Below are 18,213 nucleotides of genomic sequence, written 5' to 3'. Positions count from 1 at the left end.
GAGGGCCGGGCGTTGAGCGAAGGCAGCGTCCGCCGCCACCCGACGCGCGGCATCGGCTATGCCGAGCTGCGCCTGCCCGGCGCCGCCGCCGCGGTGGAGGATCCGCGCTTCCGCCTCTATTGGGAGCCGCATCACGACCCCTATCTCGGCCCGAATGGCTGGCAGGCGGCGGAAGCGGTGCTGCATCCGGAGGAAGCGGCGGCGGAGGGGCGCGACCTGCTCCTCACCCTCGGCCCCGAGATCTGCGAGCATCTCGAGACCGACACCTATGAGGTGATCCTCCTCGCCTTCCCCAACGGCCGCTTCGTGGTGCCCTGGGTGGAGATTCCGCGCCGGCCGCGGCAGGGGCGGGGGACGGTGGTGGGGCGGGGAACGCTGCAGCCGGCGACGCCGGCGGGAAGTGCCGGGACGCCGCGGCCGGAGCCGCCGCGGGAGGACCCGCCGGAGCCGGAGCCCCGGAAGTCCCCGCCGCCCGTCCCGGAAATGGTCGGCGAGGGGGAGGAGACCTCCACCGGCGGCAGCACCGGCACGGGCGGCGACGCCGTCACCGGAGACGGGACCACCGGCGGCGACACCGTCGAGGGCGGCGGCAAGGACGAGGAGATCCGCCGCAAGCCGCTCTGGCCCTGGCTGCTGCTGCTTCTGCTGCTGGCGGCCGCGGCGGGCGCCGCCTGGTGGTGGTTCCAGCCCCCGCCGCCCCCGGCCCCCGTGCCGGAGCCCGGCCCGCGGACCGAGACCGCGCCCCCGCCCGGCCCCACCCCGCAACCCGCCCAGGCCGATGCTTGCCTCGGCGAGGGCGGCGCGCCCGCCGGCCAGCAAAGCGCCCGCGACGTCGCCGGCCGCGCCGGCTGCCAGCCGGCGGATTACGTCCGCATTGCGGAGGCGATGCGCGAGGCTGGCCGCCATGACGATGCCTTGCTGCTGCTGGAAGCCGCGGCGGAGCGCGGCGTCGGCGCCGCCATGGCGGCGCTCGGCCGGATGTACGACCCGAACGGCTTCCGCCCCGGGCAGCCCTTCAACGAGCCCGATGCCCGCCAGGCGGCGCGCTGGTACCGCGATGCCGAGCGGGCCGGGGAGGCAGGGGTGGCGGCGCCTCGCGCCGCCTTGCGCAGCCTGTTGCAGCAGCAGGCGCAGCAGGGCGATAGCATGGCGCGGCTGACGCTGGAGGATTTCTGGCCATGATGCTGCGCCGCCTGCTGCTCCTCCCGCTGGCCCTCCCGCTGGCCGCGCGGCTGCTGCCGGTCCGGCTGCCCGGCGCCGCCCTGGCGCAGCCGGCTGATCCCTGGCGCCAGGGCGCCGGGCAGCCGGGCCGGCCGACGCCGATGCTGGTGCCAGGCAAGCGCAGCCTCTACCAGCGCGTGCTGCTGCGCCCGGGCGCCACCCTGCACGCCTCGCCGGGCGGGCCGGGCCGCCCCGCCCTCGGCTTCAGCGCCTTCTTTGTCTATGCGCGGCAGACCCAGGGCGCCGACGAATGGCTGCAGCTCGGCGCCGCGCCCGATGGCCGGACGGAGGGCTGGGTGCCGGCCGCCCGCACCGTGGAATGGAATCACGGCATGGTGGCGGCCTTCACCAACCCCGCCAATCGCGGCCGCGGGTTGTTCATGGAAACCGAGGCCGCCGCCCGCGCCCTGCTGAATGCCGGCGGCGCCGCGGAAGCCCAGCGCCTGCGCACCGAGGCCGCCGCCGGCCGCCCCGCCCCCGGCGTGCTGGCGCTGGAGCCGGCGAATTACGTGGACATCACCCGGCAATTCTACCTGCTGCCCATCCTCAACGCCGCCACGGTGGAGCGCGAGCTCGGCGGCCCGGTGCGCGTCCTGGAAGTCGCCTCGGCCCCTGAGGAACGCCCGCCCCAGCCGCAGCAGGCCCCCGCCGACCCGTTGGCCGATTTCCGCGCCGGGCTGGTCTTCGTGGTGGACACCACCATCTCGATGCAGCCCTATATCGACGCGACGCGGGAGGCGATGACGGGCATTGTCGGCCGGCTGCGGCAGACCGCGCTGCGCGACAAATTCCGCTTCGGCGTGGTCGGCTACCGCGACAGCAAGGAGGCGACGCCGCAGGGCTACGAATACACCGCCCGCACCTTCGCGAAGCCGGATTTCAGCCAGCCGCCGGAGGCGTCGCTTTCCGCCATGCAGGGGCTGGTGGCCAGCACCAGCGGCAACGAAGGCTTCGACGAGGACCCGGTCGCCGGCCTCGCCGCCGCGCTGGATGAGGTGGACTGGAATTCCCTCGGCGGCCGCTACCTCATGCTCATCGCCGATGCCGGCGGGCGGGATGCGGCGGACCCGCTTTCCGCCACCCGCCAGGGCTTCGAGGAGATCGCCCAGCGTGCCCGCGCCGCCGGGGTGGTGGTGATGGTGGTGCATCTGCTGACGCCGGAAGGCCGCGCCGCCGGCAACCATTCACGGGCGCGGCGGCAATACCTGACGCTCGCCGCCAATGGCAACACCGGGGACAGCCTGTATTTCGGCGTGGAGAATGGCGCGCCGGAGGCGTTCCGCGGCACCGTCTCCGCCCTGGTGGAAGGCATCCTGCGCCAGGTCTCCGCCACCACCGGCGTTTCGGTGGAAGCGCTGCGCGGCGCCGGCGGCGGCCAGGTGCCGCCGCGGGAGGCGCAGCGGATCGAGGCGCAGATGCGCATCGTCGGCGAGGCCATGCGCCTCGCCTATCTGGGGCGGGAGCAGCGGACGACGGCGCCCGATGTGGTGCGCTCCTTCGTGCTGGACCGCGACCCGGCGCCGCCCGGCATCGCCGCCATCGATGTCCGCGTGCTGCTGACGCGCAACCAGCTCGAGGATCTCAGCAAGACGCTGGAGGAGATATTGCGCGCCGGCCGCGCCACGCGGCTGCAGCCGCGGGAATTCTTCGGCCAGTTGCAGTCCGCCATGGCGGTGGCGGCGCGCGACCCCTCGCGCATCGCCATGTCCGGCGCGCTGGGCAGCCTGCTGGGCGAGTTCCTGGAGGGGCTGCCCTACAGCTCCGAGATCATGGCGATGACGGAGCGGGAGTGGAATGCGATGAGCGCCGGCTCCCAGGCCCGGCTGCTGAACCAGGTCGAGGCGAAGCTCCGCCTCTACCGCGATTTCGCCCGCTCCGAGCTGTGGACCACGCTCTCCGGCCGGCGGGAGGCAGGGGAGCAGGTCTTTCCGGTGCCGCTCGACGCGCTGCCGTGAGCGGGGCGGAGGGTTCGGGGGACGAGGGGGCAGGTCCCGCGGCTGCCGCCGGCGGGCCGGGTGCCGGCGAGGCGGCGGCGCCGCGCCCTGCCGGCGGCGCCTCCGATGCGCCGGGCATCGAAGGGGGCGCGAATTCGCCACGCCCTGCCACGCCTGCTGCGGAAAGGCCGGATGCAGAGGGGGGCCAGCCGCAGCGCCCGGCTGCGGGCGCGGCGGGCTGGCCCGACGCCGGCGGGGGCAGGAACCGGCCTCTCCCCGCCAGGGCCGCCCCCGATCGGCCCCGCCCATGGCTGCTGCAGGTCCATGGGCTGGAACGGCGGCTGGGGGACGGGTTCCGGCTGAGCGTCCCGGAATTCGCCCTGGCCGAGGGTGACCGGGTGGCGGTGGTGGGGCCCTCCGGCGCCGGGAAATCCACCTTCCTCGCCCTGCTGGCCCTGGCGCTGAAGCCCGGCCGCGCTGACGGCTTCACCCTGCGCCGCGGTCCGGGCGGGGCGGCCGTGGATGCGGCGCGGCTCTGGGCCAGGGGGGACGAGGCGGGGCTGGCGGCGCTGCGGGCGGCGGCCATCGGCTATGTGCCGCAGACGGCCGGGCTGCTGCCCTTTCTCACGCTCCGGCGGAACATCGCCCTGACGCAGGCGCTGGCCGGGCGGCGCGATGCCGCGCTGATCGGCAGCCTGGCGGAGCGGCTGGAGATCGCCGGCGTGCTGGAAAGGCTGCCGGCGCAGGTTTCGGTGGGGCAGCGGCAGCGCGCGGCGGTGGCGCGGGCGCTGGCGCACCGACCGGCCCTGGTGCTGGCGGATGAGCCGACCGCCTCCGTCCATCCCAGCCAGGCGGATGAGATCCTGCGGCTGCTGCGCGATACGGCGGAGGCGGGCGCCGCGGTGCTGCTCTCCACCCATGACGTTCCGCGGGCCAAGGCTGCGGGGTTGCGGCTGCTGGGCTGCGAGCCGGAGCCAGGGCCGATCCCGGCTTCCGTGCTGCGGCCGCTCGCGGCGTGAGGGTAGCAGGCGCCTCCCTCCCTCGCCAGGCGGGGGAGGACCGGGGTGGGGGTGGAACACCGCGCCAGGCATCCGCCACGCACCCCCGCCCGGTTGGACACACGGCGTCCAACCCTCCGCCAGCGGGGGCGGGAGTCGGTTAGATGCTCCCCCTTCGCCTCGCCCTCGCCGATCTTCGCGGCGAGCTGCGCATGACGCTCTGCCAGGTGCTCGCCATCGCCGCCATCCTGACGCCGCTGCTGGTGCTGGCCGGCCTCCGCGCCGGCGCCGTGGAGGGCATGCGCGCCGCCGTGCTGGAGGACCCCCTGGCGCGGGAGGTGATGTCCCTCGCCAGCCGGGAATTCACCCATGACTGGCTGGCCGCGCTGGCGGCCCGGCCGGAGGTGCTGCACCTCTCCCCCCGCACCCGCCAGCTTGCCGCCACCCTGCTGCTGGAAACGCCGGATGGCGCCCGCCAGGTCTGGGCGCCGGTGGTGCCCTCCGCCCCCGGCGATCCGCTGCTGCCGGAGGGCGCGCCGGCCACTGCCACCCGGGTGGTGCTCAGCACGCCGCTGGCGGCGCGGCTGGGGTTGAAGGCGGGGGATGCGCTGGTCGGCCGGCTCGGCCGTGGGGAGCGCGGCGCGGCACCGGAGCGGCTGCGCGTGGCGCTGACGGTGCAGGCCGTGGCGCCCATCGCCGCCTCGGACCGCGACGCCATCTTCGCCGCGCCGGCGCTGGCGGATGCGCTGGAGGATTGGTCGGAATTCCGCACCGCGGCGCCGGCGGAAGCGGGTGCGGCCCCCAGCCCCGCCCCACGCGAGGGCTATGCCGGCTTCCGCCTCTACACCAGAAGGCTGGAGGATGTGCCGCCCCTGGTCACCGCGCTGCGCGCCGCCGGCATCGAGACCCGGTCCCGCGCCCAGGACATCGCGCCCATGCTCGCCATCGACGCGGCGCTGGGGAAGCTGCTGCTGGCCATCGCGGCGGTGGCGGGGAGCGGCCTGGTGCTCTCCCTCGGCGCCGGGCTTTGGGCGAATGTGGAGCGGAAGCGCGGGCTGCTGGCGGGGCTGCGGCTGATGGGCCTCGGGCGGGGTGGGGTGGTGCTGGTGCCGGTGGCGCAGGCGGCGGCGCTGGCGCTGGGCGGCGCAGGGCTGGCGGCGGGCTTGGCGCTGGCGGTCCAGGCGGGCATCAATGCCGGGCTCGGGGGGGTCCTGCTGGACCGGCCGCTCTCGCTGCTCGATGCCCGGATGCTCGGCACCGGCATCGGCATCACGCTGCTGGCGGCCATCGGCGCCTCCGCGCTCGCCGCCTGGCAGGCGGCGCGGATCGAACCCTATGAGGCGGTGAGGGGCGGATGAAGCGTGCGATCCTCCTGGGGCTGCTGACCGCCGCACCAGCGTTGGCCCAGACGCCTGCGGCCTGGGAAACCCCACGCTGGAACCCCCAGCCGGCCGAGGGCGACCTCGTCCTCCCGCTCCCCTGCGGCGGCCGGATCGCCCTGCGGGAAGTGGCGGTACCCGCCGGCAGCGGCCCGCTGGACGACAAGCGGGTGACGCTCGGCTCCCCCGAGCTGGAGCAGGGGCCGGCGGAATTCCAGCATCCGGATTTCGTCGCCGGCGGCTTCCGCGGCAATGGCCCGGCGCGGCGCTTCTGGATGGGGAAATACGAGGTGACGCGCGACCAGTACGCCGCCGTCACCAGCGCGAATTGCCCCGCCGCCGGCCCGGAGGGGCGCCGGCCGGTGGCCGACCTTTCCTGGTTCGACGCCCAGGGCTTCATCGAGAAGCTGAACACCTTCCTGCTGGCCAATGCCCGCAACGCGCTGCCGAAGGAGGAGGGCGCCATCGGCTATCTCCGCCTGCCGACCGAGGCGGAATGGGAATATGCCGCGCGCGGCGGCGCGGCGGTGAGCGAGACGGAATTCCTCGAACCCCTGCCACCCATGCCGGATGGCGACCCGGAGGCCTACATCATGGCCGGCAGCCGCCGCACCGGCGGGCGGGCCCAGGCGGTGGGGCAGTTGAAGCCCAACCCGCTGGGCCTGCACGACATGCTGGGCAACGTGGCGGAGATGGTGCTGGAACCCTACCGGATGAGCCGGGTGGGACGGCCGCATGGCCATGCCGGCGGCTTCGTCCTGCGCGGCGGCTATTACGGCAGCTCGATGGACGAGATGCGCAGCAGCCTGCGCGAGGAGATGCCGCCCTTCGACGCGACGACGGGGCGGGCGACGCGCACGCCGCAGGTCGGGTTCCGCCTGGCGCTGTCCGTCACCGCCACCACCAGCCTGGCGCAGACCGAGGAGGTGAAGCGCGCCTTCCTGGCCGAGGCGAACAGCCGGCAGCAGGATGTGGCGCGCTCCGCCGACGACCCGCAGGCGGCGCTGGCCCTGCTGCGACGGGGCGTGCAGGACCCGGCGCAGCAGGCGGCGATCCGCAGGGTGGAGGCGCAACTCGCCAGCGATGCCCGCGCCCGCGGCGAGCAGCAGCGGGAGATCGTGCGGGCGCAGATCGAGACCCTGGCCTCGCTGGCCTTTTCCTCGCGGGAGGTGGAGTTCCGGGCGCGGCTGGCGGAGCAGCAACTGAACGAGCCCGGCCCCCGGCGCGCCATCGAGGCCCGCGGGCCGCAGGAGGTGGGGCGGGTGCAGGCCGGCATCGCCGATCTGCGCCGCAACGGCGCGGCGGTGATGGAAAGCTACGCCGCGACCTTGCGCCGCATCGCGGAGAACGCGCCGCGCGGCGTGGTGGTGGAACAGGTCGGGCTGGTGCGGCGGGATTTCCAGACGCGGGATTTGCCGCGGCTCGGCGCCTATCTGGACGTGATCGACCGGCATATCCGGGACAGCCAACTCGGCCGGGCACCGGCGCCGGCGGCGATGCGGCAGGATCTGGACCGGGCGGCGGAGGACGCGGCGCGGAACTTCCGGCCGAGGTAGTGGTATTACCAAGTATGATCAGGTATGCTCAGGGCTATGGCTGAGATCGAACGCCTGACCATCACCCTGCCCGGCGACATGGCGGCGACGCTGCGCGCGGCGGTCGCGGAGGGCGACTATGCCTCCACCAGCGAAGTGGTGCGGGAAGCGCTGCGGGACTGGAAGCACAAGCGCGCCCTGCAGCAGCAGGAGCTGGCGGCGCTGTGCCGCGACATCGCCCAGGGCTTGGCCGATGCGGCAGCCGGCCGCACCCGCGAATTCGACGCCGAGCGCGTGATTGCCCGCGGGAGGCAGGCATCGGCCAAGGGCTGAGCCTGCGCCTGACCGAGACGGCCGAGGCCGATCTCGCCGCGATCTGGGCCTGGCTGGCCGCCGAAGCGTCGGAAGCCGTGGCGACCCGCTTCGTCCGCGAATTGGAAGCCGCCGCGCAGCTCCTGCGGCATCAGCCCCTGGCCGGTCCGCCCCGGGAGCACCTGGCCCCCGGGCTGCGCGTGCTGTTCCACAAGCACTACGGCATCTACTACCTGCCGAGGGAGACGGAGATCCTCCTCATCCGCGTGCTGCACGGCGCGCGGGACATCCCGGCGCTGTTCCGCTGAACTACCGCAGCGCCGCGTTCAGCTTCTCCAGCGCCGCCTTCCCCGGCACCAGCGCCGCATCCTCCAGCCGGTTCAGCGGCGTTTCCACCGTGCCGAGATTGGCGTGCAGATCCTGCGGCTCCGGGTCGATGTAGAGCAGGCCGGTGACGATCTCCCCCGCCGCCTTGCGCTCATGCAGATGGTTCATGGCGCCGATGCGGTCGGTCGGGTCGTATTCCGCATGCAGCTTGCGCAGCCGCAGCACGGAGCCGTCATGCTGCTCCACCTCCCGTACCTCGCCCGGGGCGTACTCCGCCGTGATGGCGCTGCGGCCGGGGAAGACGTCCAGGAAATTCATCGCTTCGTTGTGCTCGCGCACGAAATCGTAGCTCTTGGTCGAGCCTTCATGGTTGTTGAAGGCGACGCAGGGGCTGATGCAGTCGATGAAGGCCGGGCCGGGATGCCGCAGCGCGCCCTTGATGAGCGGGACAAGCTGCGCCTTGTCCCCGGAGAAGCTCCGCGCCACATAGGTGGCGCCGAGCTGCAGCGCGATGCCGATGAGGTCGATCGCCTCATCGGTGTTCACCGTCCCCTTCTTGGCCTTGGAGCCCTTGTCCGAGGTGGCGGAGAACTGCCCCTTGGTCAGCCCGTACACGCCGTTGTTCTCGACGATGTAGGTCATGTTCACGCCGCGGCGGATGCTGTGCGCGAACTGCCCGAAGCCGATGGAGGCGCTGTCGCCATCGCCGGAGACGCCGAGATAGATCAGGTCCCGGTTCGCCAAATTGGCGCCGGTCAGCACCGAAGGCATGCGGCCATGCACGGAGTTGAAGCCGTGCGACGCGCCCAGGAAGTAGTCCGGCGTCTTCGAGGAACAGCCGATGCCGGAGAGCTTCGCCACGCAATGCGGCTCGATCTCCAGCTCGAAGACGGCCTGGATGATGGCGGCGCTGATCGAATCATGGCCGCAGCCGGCGCAGAGGGTGCTGATCGCCCCCTCATAATCGCGCCTTGTGAAGCCGAGCGCATTCACCGGCAGCTTCGGGTGATGCAGCTTGGGCTTGGGCAGGAAGCTCATTCGGCGGCTCCGGCGAAGGGCAGGATGTTGAGGCCCGGCAGCGCCTCGGCGATCGCCGCCTGGATGAAGCGGGCGGTGATCGGCGTGCCGTCATAGTGCAGGATGGGGACGAGGCGGGCGGGGGCGATGCTCAGCTCGTTCATCAGCAGGGTGCGGAGCTGGCCGTCGCGGTTCTGCTCCACCACGAAGACCTTGTCGTGCCGGGCGATGAAATCGGCGACGTCATCGTGGAAGGGGAAGGCGCGGATTCGCATGGCGTCCAGATGCACGCCCGCCGCCTCCAGCGCCGCCAGCGCTTCCTTCATCGCGGCGGCGGAGCTGCCGTAATACAGCACGCCGGTGCGCGTCGGCGCGGCCGCCTGGCGTTCCACCGGGCGCGGCACCAGCCCCTTCGCCGTCTCGAACTTCTTCAGCAGCCGCTGCATGTTGTCCACATAGGCGGCGCCGACTTCGGTGTATTTCGCGAAGCGGTCGCGGGAGGTGCCGCGGGTGAAGAAGGCGCCCTTGCTGGGATGCGTGCCCGGATAGGTGCGAAAGGGAATGCCGTCCCCATCCACATCCAGGTAGCGGCCGAATTGCGCGCCGGCTTCCAGCGCCTCGGCGGTCATCACCTTGCCGCGGTCCAGCTTGCGGCTGTCATCCCATTGGAAGGGCTCGCAGAGCCAGTCATTCATGCCGATGTCGAGGTCGAGCAGCACGAAGACCGGCTGCTGCAAGCGGTCCGCCAGGTCGAAGGCCTCGGCGGCGAAGGTGAAGCATTCATGCGGGTCCTCCGGGAACAGCACGAGATGCTTGGTGTCGCCATGGCTGGCATAGGCCGCCGCCAGCACGTCGGATTGCTGGGTGCGGGTCGGCATGCCGGTGCTCGGCCCCGCCCGCTGCACGTCGAAGATCACCGCCGGGATTTCGGCGAAATAGGCCAGGCCGACGAATTCCTGCATCAGCGAGATACCGGGGCCGGAGGTGGCGGTGAAGGCCCGCGCCCCGTTCCAGGCCGCGCCGATGACGATGCCGATGGAGGCCAGCTCATCCTCCGCCTGCACGATGGCGTAGCGCTTCTTCCCCGTCTCCGCATCGGTGCGGAAGCGCTTCGCATAGCGCTCATAGCCTTCGGCCAGGGAGGTGGAGGGCGTGATGGGATACCAGGCGCAGACCGTCGCCCCGCCATAGACGGCGCCGAGCCCCGCCGCGCTGTTGCCGTCCACATAGATGCGCTGGCCGACCATGTCGGTGCGCTGCAGCCTGAGGCCGATGGGGCAGGGGAGGTTTGCCAGCGCCCAGTCGCGGCCCATGTGGAAGGCTTCGCGGTTCGGCTTGGCCAGCCTTTCCTTGCCCTTGTATTGCTCCGCCAGGAGCTGCTCGATGACGTCCGGCTCGATCTCCAGCAGGGCGGAGAGCACGCCGACATACATGATGTTCTTCAGCAGCTGGCGCTGCCGCGCATCCGTGTAGGCGGCGTTGCACATCTCGGTCAGCGGCACGCCGATGACCTGAATGTCCTCCCGGAAGCGGGAGCGCGGCATGGGCCGCGTGCTGTCATAGAGCAGGTAGCCGCCCGGATCGATCTCGGCGACGTCGCGCTCCCAGGTCTGCGGATTCATCGCGACCATGAGGTCCACGCCGCCGCGCCGGCCGAGATGGCCTTCGCCGGAGACGCGCACCTCGAACCAGGTCGGCAGCCCCTGGATGTTGCTGGGGAAGATGTTGCGGGACGCGATGGGAATGCCCATGCGCAGGATCGACTTGGCGAAGAGCTGGTTGGCGCTGGCCGAACCCGAGCCGTTGACGTTGGCGAATTTGACGACGAAGTCGTTCACCATCATGGCGGCCGCCCCCTCAGCACTCCCCCCGTCAGTGCTCACTGCGCCTGGCATGCGGCCACCCTCCCGGCATAGGGCTTCGCGGTTTCGAGGAAGAATTTCTGCATGTCCCAGGCGCCCGTCGGGCAGCGCTCAGCGCACATGCCGCAATGCAGGCAGACATCCTCATCCTTCGCCATCACCCGGCCGGTCTTCAGCCCGTCCTGGACATACAGCCCCTGCTCCAGGTTCAGCGCCGGCACCCGCAGCCGCTCGCGCAGCTCCTGCTCCTCGCCATTCTCGGTGAAGGTGATGCAGTCCACCGGGCAGATATCCACGCAGGCATCGCATTCGATGCAGAGGCTGGTGGTGAACACCGTCTGCACGTCGCAATTCAGGCAGCGCTGGGCTTCCTTATAGGCCAGCTCCCGGTCGTAGCCGAGTTCGACCTCCGTGCGGATGTCGCGCAGCGCCACCTCGTGCTCGGCATGCGGCACCTTGAAGCGCAGGTCGAGCGAGACGCCGCTGTCATAGCTCCATTCATGGATGCCCATCTTCTGGCTGGACATCACCACATGCGGCGGCGGGCGTTCGCCCACATCCAGCCCGCGGCAGAAGCGGTCGATGGAGACCGCCGCCTCATGCCCATGCGCGACGGCCCAGATGATGTTCTTCGGCCCGAAGGCGGCATCGCCGCCGAAGAAGACGTTGGGCACCGTGCTCTGGAAGGTGGCCTCGTTCAGCACCGGCAGCCCCCAGCGGTCGAATTCCAGGCCGAGGTCGCGCTCGATCCAGGGGAAGGCATTCTCCTGGCCGATCGCCACCAGCACGTCATCGGCCTCGATCACCACATCCGGCTCGCCGGTCGGCACCAATTGGCGGCGGCCCTTGGCGTCGCGCTCCGCCTTCACCTTCTCGAACACCATGCCGGTGAGGCGGCCGCCTTCATGCAGCACCTGCTTCGGCACCAGGTAGTTGAGGATAGGGATGCCTTCATTCATGGCATCCTCCTTCTCCCAGGGGCTCGCCTTCATCTCCTCGAAGCCGGAGCGGACGACGACCGTCACCTGCTCCCCGCCGAGGCGGCGCGCCGAGCGGCAGCAATCCATGGCGGTGTTGCCGCCGCCGAGGACGATGACGCGCTTCCCGATGCTCTCGATATGGCCGAAGGAGACGGAGGAGAGCCAGTCGATGCCGATATGGATGTTCGCCGCCGCTTCCTTGCGGCCGGGCACGTCCAGCTCCCGCCCCCGCGGCGCGCCGGAGCCGACGAAGACCGCGTCATAGCCGGCATCCAGCAGGGCGCGCAGGCTCTCTACCCGCTGGCCGAAATGCGTCGTGACGCCGCCGCGCTCGGTGATGTAGCCCACCTCCTCGTCGATCACGCTCTCCGGCAGGCGGAAGCGGGGGATCTGGCTGCGGATGAAGCCGCCACCCTTCTTCTCCCCGTCGAAGACATGCACCTCATAGCCGAGCGGGGCGAGGTCGCGCGCCACCGTCAGGCTGGCCGGGCCGGCGCCGACGCAGGCGATGCGCTTGCCGTTCCGCACTGCCGGAATCGGCGGCAGCCGCGCCGCGATGTCTTCCTTGTTGTCGGCCGCCACGCGCTTCAGCCGGCAGATCGCCACCGGCTCCTCCTCCACCCGGCCGCGGCGGCAGGCCGGCTCGCAGGGGCGGTCGCAGGTGCGGCCCAGCACGCCGGGGAAGACGTTGGAGTGCCAATTGATCATGTAGGCGTCGCTGTACCGCCCCGCGGCGATCAGCCGGATATATTCGGGCACCGGCGTATGCGCCGGGCAGGCCCATTGGCAGTCGACCACCTTATGAAAGGTGTCGGGATTGCTGATGTCGGTCGGCGTCACGCAGCGGCCTTCCTCGGACGTTTGTTCTGGCCTTAGCCCTTCGCGGCGGGCAGGAACCCGGAGCTGCCCAGGCACCGGCGGGCCTTGCCGCCCCCCGGCCGCCGCGCGCCCCCAGGGCTGCCGCGGCACGCGCTCCGTTTTCCTCCCGCGCCACTTGGGCGCCCGGCAGCTTGCCCCAACCCGGGAGGCGCCGCAACGGAGCCCCTTACGGCATTGCCGGCATCCCTGCCGCACCCGGCAGTTGACGCCGCCCGCCCCCGCGTGCAGGCCATGGCGATGGCCGATGATGCGAAACCTGACCCGAAGGCGGCGCGAGAGGCCCGACTGGCTGCCGCGCTGCGGGCGAATCTCCGCCGCCGCAAGGCCCAGGCGCGCGGGCGGGAGGCGCCGCCGCCGCCCGCATCGGACCCGGGGGGTGCCGCCCCGCCCCCCGCCCCGGACGCGCCCGCCTTGGAGCCAAAGGATTGAATTGCCGGGAGATGACCCTGCCGGCCAGTGCGCCGTCGCGCTAGTATATCAGTCAAAAACTGATAATATATTGACCGGGGCAAGCGCCTGTGCTGCCCTCCCGTTCAGCCGCGTACCTTCCCGCAGGCGCAAAAAAAAGGCGGCACCGGGTGGTGCCGCCGAGTTTAGGGAGGAAACGTCCAAGAAAGGCGGGTGGTGCGGCTGTGCCGTACCGCCCGCCCAAGCCCCTTCTACGCGCTCTGCCCGGGGCGTGCAAGCGGAATTGTGCAACGCACCAACGCAAGCGGCGCATGGCTGGCCGCGACCCCCGTCCTCCAAGCAGGTCGCCCGCGCTTCCCCGGCCCGCCAGCCGCCGCAGTTGCCCGGCCCCGTCCCCTGCGGTAAGGGGTCCGGCCCCGCCAGCCGAAGGCCGCGCCGCCCATGTCCATCATGCCCGACCATTGGATCCGCCAGATGGCGGCCACGCACGGCATGATCGAACCCTTCGTCGAAAGCCAGCGGCGGGAGGGGACGATCAGCTTCGGCCTTTCCTCCTACGGCTACGACGCCCGCGTCGCCGACGAGTTCAAGATCTTCACCAATGTGGACAACGCCCTGGTGGACCCGAAGCGCTTCTCCGAGGAGAGCTTCGTCACCCGCCAGGGCGAGACCTGCATCATCCCCCCGAACAGCTTCGCCCTGGCCCATACCGTCGAGTATTTCCGCATCCCGCGCGACGTGCTGGTGATCTGCCTCGGCAAATCCACCTATGCGCGCTGCGGCCTCATCGTGAACGTCACCCCGCTGGAGCCGGAATGGGAAGGCCAGGTGACCATCGAGATCAGCAACACCACCCCGCTGCCCGCCCGCATCTACGCCAATGAGGGCATCTGCCAATTCCTCTTCCTGCAGGGGGCGTCGGCGCCCGAGATCAGCTATGCCGACCGGGCCGGGAAATACATGCACCAGCGCGGCGTTGCGCTGCCGAAGCTCTGAGGGGGAAGGGTCCGATGGACCGCATCCGCATCCGCGGCGGCCGCCAGCTCGCCGGCAGCGTGCCGATTTCCGGCGCCAAGAACGCGGTGCTGGCGCTGATGCCGGCCGCCCTGCTGGGCGGGCCGCTGACCCTGACCAACGTGCCCGACCTGGCGGATACCCGCACCATGGCCCTGCTGCTCGGCCAGCACGGGCTGAGCGTGGAGCATGACCGCGCCACGCGGCGCCTGCACCTGGCCGGCGCGGCGGACAACCTGGAAGCGCCCTACGACATCGTGCGGAAGATGCGCGCCTCCGTCCTGGTGCTCGGCCCGCTGGTGGCGCGCCATGGCCTGGCCCGCGTCTCCCTGCCCGGCGGCTGCGCCATCGGCACCCGCCCGGTCGATCTGCACCTGAAGGGGCTGGAGGCGATGGGCGCCACCATCGACCTCTCCGGCGGCTATATCGAGGCCCGCGCGCCCGAGGGCGGGTTGCGCGGCGCCCGCATCCTCTTCCCCTCGGTCAGCGTCGGCGCGACGGAGAACCTGCTGCTCGCCGCCGCGCTGGCCAAGGGCGAGACCGAGCTGGTGAATGCGGCGCGAGAGCCGGAGATCGAGGACCTCGCCCTTTGCCTGATGCGCATGGGGGCGCGGATCGAGGGCATCGGCACGGACAAATTGCGCATCCAGGGCGTGGACAGCCTCGGCGGCGCCACCCACCGGGTGCTGCCGGACCGGATCGAGACCGGCACCTATGCCTGCGCCGCCGCCATCACCGGCGGCGAGGTGCTGCTGGAAGGGGCGCGGCTGGAGCATCTCGGCGCCGTCGCCCGGGTGCTGCGGGAGGCCGGGGTGGGGCTGGCCGAGGAGAATCGCGGCCTGCGCGTCACCAGGCTGAACGGCCTGCACGGCGTCGATGTGCAGACCGACCCCTTCCCCGGTTTCGCCACCGACATGCAGGCCCAGTTCATGGCGCTGATGAGCATCGCCGAGGGCGCGAGCATGATCACCGAGACGATCTTCGAGAACCGCTTCATGCATGTGCCGGAGTTGATGCGCATGGGCGCCCGCATCAATTACCACGGCGCCTCCGCCATCGTGCGCGGCGTGCCGAAGCTGTCCGGCGCGCCGGTGATGGCCACCGATCTGCGCGCCTCCGTCTCCCTGGTGCTGGCCGGGCTGGCGGCGGAGGGGGAGACCATCGTGAACCGCGTCTATCACCTCGACCGCGGCTATGAGCGGGTGGAGGCGAAGCTCGCCGCCATCGGCGCCGATATCGAACGGATCCCGGGCTGACATGCAGATGTCTTCCACGCTTTGCCGCCTGGCCGGGTAAACACCGCCATGGATCTGCCGATTCCCGATTCCGCCGCCCTCGCCCCGGCGCCGACCGGCCCGCTGATCCTCGCCTTGCCCAAGGGGCGCATCCTGGCCGAGCTGGGGCCGGTGCTGGCGCGGGCCGGCATCGTGCCGGCGGCGGATTACGTGGATGAGGACAGCCGGCGGCTGCGCTTCGAGACCAACGACCCTGCCCTGGACGTGGTGCGCGTCAGGCCCTTCGACGTCGCCACCTTCGTCGCCCACGGCGCGGCGCAGATCGGCATCTGCGGCGCCGATGTGCTGATGGAATTCGACTATCCGGAGATCTATGCGCCGCTCGATCTCGGCATCGGAAGCTGCCGGATCAGCGTGGCGGAGCCGGCGGCGACGGCGGGGCAGGACGACCCCAGCCGCTGGTCGCGCATCGCGGTGGCCAGCAAATACCCCAACATCGCCCAGCGCCACTACGCTGCGCGCGGGGTGCAGGCGGAGGTGGTGCACCTGAACGGGGCGATGGAGCTGGCGCCCTCGCTCGGCCTGGCGCGGGTGATCGTCGATCTGGTGCAGACCGGCAGCACGCTGAAGGCGAACGGGCTGATCGAGACGGAGGTGATCGCGCACGTCACCTCCCGCCTCATCGTCAACCGCACGGCGCTGAAGACGCGGCCGGAGGTGATCTCCGCCTGGATCGCGCGGTTCCGGGCGGCCTTGGCCGAGGCATGAGAAGGCTCGATACCCGGGCGGCAGGGTTCGCCACGGAATTCGCCGCGCTGCTGGATACGGCGCGGGAGACCACGGCGCGCGTCGATGCCGCGGTGGCGGAGATCATCGCCACGGTGCGCGCGAAGGGCGATGCGGCGCTGCTGGGCTACACCGCCCGCTTCGATGGCTGGACCCCCGCCGATGCCGCCGCGCTGCAGGTGACGGCGGCGGAGATCGACGCCGCCACCGCCGGCATCGCGCCCGATCTGCTGGCCGCCCTCGACCTCGCCGCCGCGCGCATCGAGCGCTTCCACGCGGCGCAGAAGCCCGCCGACCTGGCGCTGCCCGATCCGGCCGGGCTGACGCTCGGGATGCGCTGGACGGCGCTGGACGCCGTCGGGCTCTACGTGCCGGGGGGGAAGGCCAGCTACCCCTCCTCCGTGCTGATGAACGCCATCCCGGCGCGGGTCGCCGGCGTCGCGCGCATCGCCATGGCGGTGCCCTGCCCGGGCGGGGCGCTGAACCCGCTGGTGCTGGCCGCGGCCCGGCGCGCGGGGGTGACGGAGGTGTACCGCATCGGCGGCGCTCAGGCGGTGGCGGCGCTGGCCTGGGGTACGGCGGGCATCGCGCCCGTCGATCGCATCGTCGGCCCCGGCAATGCCTATGTGGCTGAGGCGAAGCGGCAGGTCTTCGGCCGCGTCGGCATCGATTCCATCGCCGGCCCCTCCGAGGTGGTGGTGCTGGCGGATGCGGCCAACCACCCCCGCCATGTCGCCGTCGATCTGCTGGCCCAGGCCGAGCATGACGAAAGCGCCCAGGCCATCCTCATCACCGACGATGCGGCGTTTGCCGAGGCGGTGGCGGCGGCGGTGGCGGCGGAGCTGGAGGTGCTGCCGCGCGGCGCCATCGCCGGCGAGAGCTGGCGGCGGCATGGCGCGATCATCCTGGTGAGGGACTGGCCGGAGGGTTTCGCCCTGGTGAACCGCCTGGCGCCGGAGCATCTGCAGCTCATGCTGCCCGATCCGCGCGCGGCGCTGGCCCAGGTGCGGCATGCCGGCGCCGTCTTCCTCGGCCGCTACTGCCCGGAGGCGCTGGGCGATTACGTCGCCGGCCCCAACCATGTGCTGCCCACCGGCCGCACCGCCCGCTTCGCCTCCGGCCTCTCGGTCTTCGATTTCCTCAAGCGCACCACATGGGTGGAGGCGAGCGTTGCGGGCCTCGCCGCCATCGGCCCCGCCGCCGTGGCGCTGGCCGAGGCGGAGGGCCTCGGCGCCCATGCCCGCAGCGTGGCGCTGCGCCTGCCGGGTTAAGGCGTAACCGCCGGAGGGCGGAACGCCGGGAGGCGCGAATCGCGCGCTGAGCCGGAAGCCACCACCACGATCCACGCTTTCGTTCCCCCGGATCGAGGCCGAGGCCTTGGTTCCGCCCCGCCGCGCCCCTATCCTCTGGCCATGTCGGCGGCCACCGACCTCTATGAGTGCGATTTCTATGCCTGGACCCAGGACCAGGCCGCCCTGCTGCGCGCCTGGCCGGAGGCGCTGCGGCCCAACGCCCTCGACATCGCCCACCTGGCCGAGGAGATCGCGGATCTGGGCGGGTCCGAGCGACGGGCGGCGCAGAGCCTGTTCCGGCAGGTCATGGCGCATCTGCTGAAGCTGCAATTCCACCCCGAGGATACGGCCCGGCCGCATTGGCGCGGCGAGGTCGGCGAATTCCGCGCCCAGTTGGAGGATGTCTTCGCGGCCAGCCCCTCCCTCCGCGCCCGTCGCGCCGAGCTGGCGGAAAAGGAATGGGCTCGCGCCGCCCGCATCGCCTGCCGCCTGCTGGCCGATGAAGGCCATGCCATGGCAGCCGAAGCCGGCCGCGCCTTCACCGCCGCGCCCGGCTATTTCGAGCTCGACGCCGAACTGCTGGACCCCGACTGGTTTCCCGGCACCGCCCATCCTTGACCTTGGCCGCCCCCGCCGCCATCTTGCCGCCGGCCGGCCCCCGCCCTGGCATCCCCGCTTCGTGACCCCCACGCGCCGCTGGCGCCGCTGAGGCTCGCCCGGCGGGCGCCAGCCCCGGGCCGTTCACGGCATTCCGCGCCCCGCCGCAACCCCGCAGGGCGGCCCGACGCGGCGCGGCGCAGAAGGGTCTCTGATGTCCAAAGAGGATATGATCGAGTTCAGCGGTACCGTCGTCGAATTGCTGCCCAATGCCATGTTCCGGGTGAAGCTCGACAACGAACACATGGTCCTCGCCCATACCAGCGGGAAGATGCGCAAGAACCGCATCCGCGTGCTCGCCGGTGACCGGGTGAATGTGGAGATGACGCCCTACGACCTCACCAAGGGGCGCATCACCTTCCGGTTCAAGTAAGGCT

16 protein-coding genes are annotated in these 18,213 nt (G+C 71.8%); 13 read left to right on the top strand and 3 right to left on the bottom strand.

Features of this window, described 5'->3' with window-relative positions; genetic code table 11:
• Positions 1–12 precede the first annotated feature (12 nt).
• The 7 genes from E5N76_RS27800 to E5N76_RS27775 all read left to right on the top strand — a co-directional run bounded on the left by E5N76_RS27800 (position 13) and on the right by E5N76_RS27775 (position 7,687).
• Entirely contained in the window at positions 13–1,182 is a 1,170-nt protein-coding gene (locus E5N76_RS27800; protein WP_149541235.1) for a hypothetical protein, read from the top strand.
• Positions 1,179–3,176 carry a vWA domain-containing protein gene (locus E5N76_RS29915; protein ID WP_187830449.1) on the top strand — a complete coding sequence of 666 codons (1,998 nt, stop codon included), beginning with the start codon at positions 1,179–1,181 and terminating at the stop codon, positions 3,174–3,176. Before E5N76_RS27800 ends, E5N76_RS29915 begins: the two co-directional genes overlap by 4 nt.
• A 290-nt stretch (positions 3,177–3,466) precedes the next feature.
• Positions 3,467–4,174, top strand: a complete 708-nt coding sequence (locus tag E5N76_RS31215; RefSeq protein WP_149541240.1) for an ATP-binding cassette domain-containing protein — start codon at positions 3,467–3,469, stop codon at positions 4,172–4,174.
• Positions 4,175–4,317: 143 nt separating this feature from the next.
• Positions 4,318–5,511 (top strand): FtsX-like permease family protein, encoded by a 1,194-nt coding sequence (locus tag E5N76_RS27790; RefSeq protein WP_149541234.1) that lies wholly within the window; start codon positions 4,318–4,320, stop codon positions 5,509–5,511.
• A complete protein-coding gene (locus tag E5N76_RS27785; protein ID WP_149541233.1) occupies positions 5,508–7,088 on the top strand; it encodes a formylglycine-generating enzyme family protein in 1,581 nt (526 codons plus the stop codon). The genes E5N76_RS27790 and E5N76_RS27785 overlap by 4 nt, the downstream gene beginning before the upstream one ends.
• Before the next feature lie 36 nt (positions 7,089–7,124).
• Complete coding sequence (locus tag E5N76_RS27780) at positions 7,125–7,400, top strand: ribbon-helix-helix domain-containing protein (RefSeq protein ID WP_149541232.1); 276 nt, start codon at positions 7,125–7,127, stop codon at positions 7,398–7,400.
• Positions 7,292–7,687 carry a type II toxin-antitoxin system RelE/ParE family toxin gene (locus E5N76_RS27775; protein WP_149541231.1) on the top strand — a complete coding sequence of 132 codons (396 nt, stop codon included), beginning with the start codon at positions 7,292–7,294 and terminating at the stop codon, positions 7,685–7,687. Before E5N76_RS27780 ends, E5N76_RS27775 begins: the two co-directional genes overlap by 109 nt.
• A gap of 1 nt (position 7,688) precedes the next feature.
• Here the strand turns inward: E5N76_RS27775 and E5N76_RS27770 are convergent, their stop codons facing one another.
• Genes E5N76_RS27770 through E5N76_RS27760 form a run of 3 tightly spaced genes read right to left on the bottom strand, consistent with a single transcriptional unit; the run spans position 7,689 to position 12,405 of the window.
• Positions 7,689–8,744 (bottom strand): 2-oxoacid:ferredoxin oxidoreductase subunit beta, encoded by a 1,056-nt coding sequence (locus E5N76_RS27770; protein WP_149541230.1) that lies wholly within the window; start codon positions 8,742–8,744, stop codon positions 7,689–7,691.
• Positions 8,741–10,567 (bottom strand): 2-oxoacid:acceptor oxidoreductase subunit alpha, encoded by a 1,827-nt coding sequence (locus tag E5N76_RS27765; protein WP_149541229.1) that lies wholly within the window; start codon positions 10,565–10,567, stop codon positions 8,741–8,743. Before E5N76_RS27765 ends, E5N76_RS27770 begins: the two co-directional genes overlap by 4 nt.
• A 35-nt stretch (positions 10,568–10,602) precedes the next feature.
• On the bottom strand, positions 10,603–12,405 hold the full coding sequence (locus E5N76_RS27760) for an FAD-dependent oxidoreductase (RefSeq protein ID WP_149541228.1): 1,803 nt from the start codon (positions 12,403–12,405) through the stop codon (positions 10,603–10,605).
• An 888-nt stretch (positions 12,406–13,293) separates the two neighbouring features.
• Here E5N76_RS27760 and dcd point away from each other — a divergent pair.
• The 6 genes from dcd to infA all read left to right on the top strand — a co-directional run bounded on the left by dcd (position 13,294) and on the right by infA (position 18,209).
• Positions 13,294–13,848, top strand: coding sequence for a dCTP deaminase (gene dcd / locus E5N76_RS27755; RefSeq protein WP_149541227.1), 555 nt, complete (start codon positions 13,294–13,296; stop codon positions 13,846–13,848).
• A 14-nt stretch (positions 13,849–13,862) separates the two neighbouring features.
• Complete coding sequence (gene murA / locus E5N76_RS27750; protein WP_149541226.1) at positions 13,863–15,122, top strand: UDP-N-acetylglucosamine 1-carboxyvinyltransferase; 1,260 nt, start codon at positions 13,863–13,865, stop codon at positions 15,120–15,122.
• 48 nt (positions 15,123–15,170) lie between these two features.
• On the top strand, positions 15,171–15,869 hold the full coding sequence (gene hisG / locus E5N76_RS27745) for an ATP phosphoribosyltransferase (RefSeq protein WP_149541225.1): 699 nt from the start codon (positions 15,171–15,173) through the stop codon (positions 15,867–15,869).
• Positions 15,866–17,158 (top strand): histidinol dehydrogenase, encoded by a 1,293-nt coding sequence (gene hisD, locus E5N76_RS27740; protein WP_149541224.1) that lies wholly within the window; start codon positions 15,866–15,868, stop codon positions 17,156–17,158. The genes hisG and hisD overlap by 4 nt, the downstream gene beginning before the upstream one ends.
• 141 nt (positions 17,159–17,299) lie before the next feature.
• A complete protein-coding gene (locus E5N76_RS27735) occupies positions 17,300–17,797 on the top strand; it encodes a DUF29 domain-containing protein (protein WP_149541223.1) in 498 nt (165 codons plus the stop codon).
• A gap of 193 nt (positions 17,798–17,990) precedes the next feature.
• The gene (gene infA / locus E5N76_RS27730) at positions 17,991–18,209 is read left to right on the top strand and encodes a translation initiation factor IF-1 (RefSeq protein WP_111471402.1); all 219 of its coding nucleotides are present in this window, start codon (positions 17,991–17,993) and stop codon (positions 18,207–18,209) included.
• The last annotated feature ends 4 nt before the right edge of the window (positions 18,210–18,213 follow it).

The organism is Siccirubricoccus phaeus, from assembly GCF_008360935.1.
GTDB lineage: Bacteria > Pseudomonadota > Alphaproteobacteria > Acetobacterales > Acetobacteraceae > Siccirubricoccus > Siccirubricoccus phaeus.
Note: the sequence above shows the minus strand (reverse complement) of the source record. Positions and strands in the feature narration are given on the sequence as shown.

Coding starts and splice junctions, on each gene's coding strand:
- infA (WP_111471402.1), top strand. CDS start 17,991: ATGTCCAAAGAGGATATGATCGAGTTCAGCGGTACCGTCGTCGAATTG.
- E5N76_RS29915 (WP_187830449.1), top strand. CDS start 1,179: ATGATGCTGCGCCGCCTGCTGCTCCTCCCGCTGGCCCTCCCGCTGGCC.
- hisG (WP_149541225.1), top strand. CDS start 15,171: ATGGATCTGCCGATTCCCGATTCCGCCGCCCTCGCCCCGGCGCCGACC.
- E5N76_RS27780 (WP_149541232.1), top strand. CDS start 7,125: ATGGCTGAGATCGAACGCCTGACCATCACCCTGCCCGGCGACATGGCG.
- E5N76_RS27735 (WP_149541223.1), top strand. CDS start 17,300: ATGTCGGCGGCCACCGACCTCTATGAGTGCGATTTCTATGCCTGGACC.
- E5N76_RS27770 (WP_149541230.1), bottom strand. CDS start 8,744: ATGAGCTTCCTGCCCAAGCCCAAGCTGCATCACCCGAAGCTGCCGGTG.
- hisD (WP_149541224.1), top strand. CDS start 15,866: ATGAGAAGGCTCGATACCCGGGCGGCAGGGTTCGCCACGGAATTCGCC.
- E5N76_RS27790 (WP_149541234.1), top strand. CDS start 4,318: ATGCTCCCCCTTCGCCTCGCCCTCGCCGATCTTCGCGGCGAGCTGCGC.
- E5N76_RS27785 (WP_149541233.1), top strand. CDS start 5,508: ATGAAGCGTGCGATCCTCCTGGGGCTGCTGACCGCCGCACCAGCGTTG.
- dcd (WP_149541227.1), top strand. CDS start 13,294: ATGTCCATCATGCCCGACCATTGGATCCGCCAGATGGCGGCCACGCAC.
- murA (WP_149541226.1), top strand. CDS start 13,863: ATGGACCGCATCCGCATCCGCGGCGGCCGCCAGCTCGCCGGCAGCGTG.
- E5N76_RS27765 (WP_149541229.1), bottom strand. CDS start 10,567: ATGATGGTGAACGACTTCGTCGTCAAATTCGCCAACGTCAACGGCTCG.